Raw genomic sequence first — 4686 nt, 5'->3', positions numbered from 1 at the left:
ATATATTATATAGGCACAGGCGGTCTGTGTCAATTCCCGGCCGCCTTGCCGGCCGTTACGGGGCCTCTGGAGCCGGAACGACGCTGCGAATCGTGATCTTCAGCACATCCAGGGACATGCCTGTCGTATATTCCAGGTCCTGCTGCACAGCCTGTTTCATCCGGCTCGTCAGACAGCGGATATTTTCGCCGTAAAAAATCGAGACCGAAAGGATGACAGCCAGTCCATTGGCGCCGGCATGATAATTTTTTTCTACTTTCAGGCGGTGAATTTTGGCCATGCCAGGAACAGCCCCGATGCTGTGGCGGACTATTTTTTCCAGCACGACAGGAGAAAAAATCAGCTTTCCGTAATAACTGAATACAGGACGCACGACGGAATGTTCGAAATCCGGCGTTTTCTGCCCGCTGCGGCCAGCAAAAAGAGAGCGGACAGAATTGAGCAGATAGCCGCGGAAATGGGTCTTCAGCTCCATTGTCGGCACGGGAATAATATGTTTGCCTTCCTGGCGGCGAATAGCCCGGGCTTTGGCAATCTCTTCCGGGCACGATACATCTTCAATACGGATGTATGACGACGCTTCCGGCAGATGCAGGGCCTGACAGATGCGGCAGATCATATGGCGCGACGTCCCCAGAATGAGCAGCGTATGAGGCTGAATCTCCTGCAGAGCCCGGCAGATACTGGCTGCATGGGCGTCGTCAGAAAAGATGGCCCGCCGGACGGCTTTGAAGGTATTCGTCTCTTCTTTCGCCGACTGGCCGGCAACGATGCGGTTCTGATAAATCAGCAGGCCGTCGTCAATAATGCAGGGAATATGATGTTCATACGCCACGACCAGAGCGTGATGGCTCTTGCCGGTGCCGCTGGCGCCAATAAATCCGATGACCTTCATGGCTGTCACCTGTCCTTGTCATAATCCAGTAATCGCTGCACCCTGGCCGCCGGCACCGTAAACAGGCCAACCTGTTCGGGAAAGCGGCCGGCAACGCCGTGAAAATCGGAGCCGCCGCTGACATACCAGTTCCGCGCCATGGCAATCTGCAGAAATTCCTCGTACCGGCCCCGGTTCTTGGGATGATAGACTTCCAGCCCATCAAACGGATGGGCCAGCACGGCATTCAGTGTCCTCTTCAGCAGGCCCGGATGAGCCAGCACAGCCAGACCGCCGGCACTGTGAATCAGGGAAATGCAGTCGCAGATAGAACGGCGGTGATAGGGCACATAAGCCGGGCCGCCGCGCTGGAGCAGCGAATCAAATACAGCTGCTACACTGGGGAAATATCCTTTTTCCACGAGCATGCGGGCAATATGAGGCCGGCCAATGGTCCCGCCTTTGGCCAAGACAGCTGCTACCTGTTCCTCGTCAATGCGATAGCCAAGATTACGGCACCGCTGCAGCATTTCCATGGCCCGCTTCTGGCGGCGCTGTTTAAACTGCGCGCAGTACGCCTGGAGTTCCTCATTCTGAGGATCAATATAGTATCCCAGAACGTGTACATCTTCCCCTTCGTAGTCCGAGCTGATTTCAATAGCCGGAATGATGCGTATGGCCGGCGCAAAGGTGTCGGCCTGCCCGTATGCCGCTACTGTGTCATGGTCGGAAATGGCCATGACGCCCAATCCGGCCTGCACGGCCATCTTCGTCAGGACTGCCGGCGTATACACACCGTCTGAGCAGGTCGTATGCATATGCAGATCTACGTTCACGAAATGCCTCCTTTGAGCAGTTCCAGAATGGCCTTGACACCGACGCCGGTTGCTCCTGCAAAGCCGGTGTCATCTTTCTTTTCACAAAAGGACGTACCGGCTATATCCAGATGAATCCAGGGAATATCGGGCTTAACGAACTGCTTGACAAATAAGCCCGCCGTAATGGCACCACCGTCGCGGCCGCCCGTATTCTTCAAATCAGCCACATCGCTGCGGAGCTGTTCTTCATACTCCCGGTCTGCCGGCAGCTGCCAGACCCTTTCATGGACGCGGCCCGAAATATCAAAGAACCGGTTCATCCATTCCTGCTGATTCCCCAGCATGCCTGACCGAACCGTCCCCAGGGCGGTCACACAGGCGCCGGTCAGCGTTGCCAGATCGATGAGGCAGGTTGATCCTTTTTCCTGGGCATACGTGACGGCATCGGCCAGGAGCAGCCGTCCTTCGGCGTCAGTATTTTTGATTTCCACCGTCTTGCCGCCGTACATGGAAATAATATCATCCACATGATAGGACATGCCGGAAGGAATGTTTTCAGCCAGCGGAATGACGGCCAGGACGTTGACGGGATACTTGAGGAGCATCAGCGCGCGAATGACGCCGACAGCTGCCGCCGCGCCGGCCATGTCAGACTTCATGAACTCCTGATTTTCATGGCTCTTCAGGGACAGGCCGCCGCTGTCATAGGTAACGCCCTTGCCGACAATGCCCAGCACAGCCCGGCTGTCCGGATCGCCCTGATAGGCAATGGCCATGAGCTGGGGCGGATTCATGCTCCCTTTGCCGACAGCGACAATGCCGCCCATATGCCGCTTTTCCAGGGCCCATTTATTCAGGGATTCGATGAGAATCGTATCCCCTTTCAGCATGGACGACACCATGTCGGAAAACTTCCGCGGCGTCAGCTCATTGGGCGGCATATTGACCAGATCCCTGGCGGCATAGACCCCTTCGTACACCGCCGAATAGGTGTAGCACATGGTATTGAATTCTTTAATATTCAGACTCGACGTAATAAGGTTAATATTGCGCACTGTCTGCGACCTGGCATGGGTCTTATAATGAATAAATTCGTAATTCCGATACAGCAGTCCGTCAATGAGAGACGGCACATCCATGTCCAGCGTATCCAGGAAAATGGCCAGTTCCGACACGCCTTCGTTCATAGCCGCCGCCATGAGCCGTTTGGCCATGCGAAAATCTTCATATGTCGTATACCGAATAGGCTTCTGTTCCAGGCCAATGAGAAAATAGGTCTTATCTTTCCCATTGACCAGACTGTGAATACAGCGAAGAGAGGTATAATGCAGTGCTTCTCTGTGCGATTCTGCATAGGCCCGAATCAGGTCTCCTTCTTCTTTGGGAAGCCGCGATACTGCCATCATCCGCGAATCAATGCCTATGACAATGGTATCCATACTGCTGTTGCTGTTGCAAGTAATCATCTGTCGTTTCTCCTCAGCCAACGAGTGCTGCGCATATATTGCTACATCACTCTACATCATTTTTCTCCATTATACCAAGTTATGCCCTAATACACTATGGGAAATCGCCGTTTCTTCCCTCTTTTTTACAAAAATCACAAAAAAGACTTGCTTTTTATCCTGTCGTGGTGTATTATAATATACGTGCTCAAGAACAGCACGTGCCACATGGACCATTAGCTCAGCTGGCAGAGCACCTGACTCTTAATCAGGGTGTCCAGGGTTCGATCCCCTGATGGTCCACCATAAAGAATACAGACAGCCATCGCAGTGATGCGGTGGTTGTTTTTGTATGCCCATAAAATCTGGTGTCTTTGACCCCATCTGCCAGATTCAGGCATAACCTGTAACAATAAGAAACCGCAGCAAAGCAGGAGCCTATACTCCCGCTTTGCTGCGGTTATTCTTTATGTCACGTCGCTATGAACGACTGCTCTTCTGATTAGAAGAAGAAGTTGAGTTCAACATCTGTCAATTCTTCCGGATCGTCGTTGCCGACTTTGGCTTCGCTGGCGAAGGACTGAGCGACTGTAAGAACGACGTTTTTGCTCAGCGTGTAGTCAACGCCTACACCCCAGGATTTAACGTTATCAACGAGGTCGTTAGAGCGCCACGAAGCGGTAGAGCCATAGAGGGCGTTCTGGTCAGCATTGATGTATTCAACCCATGCATCCCACGAGCCTTTGACAGCCTGATCAGCTGCACCGTAGGTCAGCTTAGCGCCCCACAGATCAGCGTCTTCATCTTTAACGCCATTGAAGACTTTATTATTATCATCTTTGGAAACTTTCTGGTAGTCGCCGAGGAGGTTCCATTTTTCGCCAAAGTTCAGGGACAGGTAACCGCCGAAGACGTTGTCCAGGTTCTTAGCGTAGTCGCCGCCTACTACGGCATCAGACGTACCGGAATGGTTGAACTGCGTGTAGTATACGCCAGCGCCGACATTGCCGAAGGTACCGTCCAAGGAAACATAGCCGGCTTTTAAGCCTAACAGGTCATTAGTAGCATCTCCATTGTCATCTTCATTGCCGCTGCCTTCTTTGAATTTACCATAGCCGCCGGTCAATGCGAAGTTGCCGGAAGTCAACGTAGCCTGCGCGCCGTCGAAAGTATCGCTGTACTGCAAGCCAAGGCCATTGCCGATCTGGTAGTCATAACGGCCAGCCAACAACGTAACGTGGCTGCCTGCCTGGTATTCTACGTTGGCCAGGTTGGTGTACGGGTTAGCAGATCCGTCATCTTGGCTTCCTGCAGAAGCAGCATTATTATCAGCAAAGCGTACATCGTTTGTGCTGAGACCATAGGTGACTTTCGTACGGTCGTTAACCTGTGCTTCAGCGACGAGGTCTACTTTGTAATCGAAGGAATCATCGTTTTCAATGCTGTCGTTCTGGTTCTGGTAACGAACACGAGCATCACCGCTCAGTTTTACGTTGCCCACTTTGTTTTCCAGAGCCGATACGCGAACGCCGAGGCTGTTCAGTTCGTC

At 52.8% G+C, this 4686-nt stretch carries 4 protein-coding genes and 1 tRNA gene; 1 reads left to right on the top strand and 4 read right to left on the bottom strand.

All coding sequences use genetic code 11. From position 1 onward, the window contains the following. Positions 1-55: 55 nt before the first annotated feature. Genes Q3886_RS08475 through Q3886_RS08465 form a run of 3 tightly spaced genes read right to left on the bottom strand, consistent with a single transcriptional unit; the run spans position 56 to position 3158 of the window. A complete protein-coding gene (locus tag Q3886_RS08475; protein WP_301860937.1) occupies positions 56-895 on the bottom strand; it encodes a hypothetical protein in 840 nt (279 codons plus the stop codon). A gap of 5 nt (positions 896-900) precedes the next feature. After that, entirely contained in the window at positions 901-1710 is an 810-nt protein-coding gene (locus Q3886_RS08470; RefSeq protein WP_301860936.1) for a PHP domain-containing protein, read from the bottom strand. Then, complete coding sequence (locus Q3886_RS08465; RefSeq protein ID WP_301860935.1) at positions 1707-3158, bottom strand: M17 family metallopeptidase; 1452 nt, start codon at positions 3156-3158, stop codon at positions 1707-1709. The genes Q3886_RS08470 and Q3886_RS08465 overlap by 4 nt, the downstream gene beginning before the upstream one ends. 209 nt (positions 3159-3367) lie before the next feature. On the opposite strand from Q3886_RS08465, the gene Q3886_RS08460 reads away from it, so the two are divergent. After that, positions 3368-3443: transfer RNA gene (locus Q3886_RS08460), tRNA-Lys, on the top strand. 196 nt (positions 3444-3639) lie between these two features. On the opposite strand, the gene Q3886_RS08455 is transcribed toward Q3886_RS08460, so the two are convergent. Continuing rightward, positions 3640-4686, bottom strand: a 1047-nt coding sequence (locus Q3886_RS08455) for an S-layer homology domain-containing protein (RefSeq protein WP_301860934.1), incomplete at its 5' end; no start/stop codon positions are given.

The sequence above is a fragment of the uncultured Megasphaera sp. genome, assembly GCF_958350005.1.
GTDB lineage: Bacteria > Bacillota > Negativicutes > Veillonellales > Megasphaeraceae > Megasphaera.
This window is presented reverse-complemented; position numbering and strand designations above follow the sequence as displayed.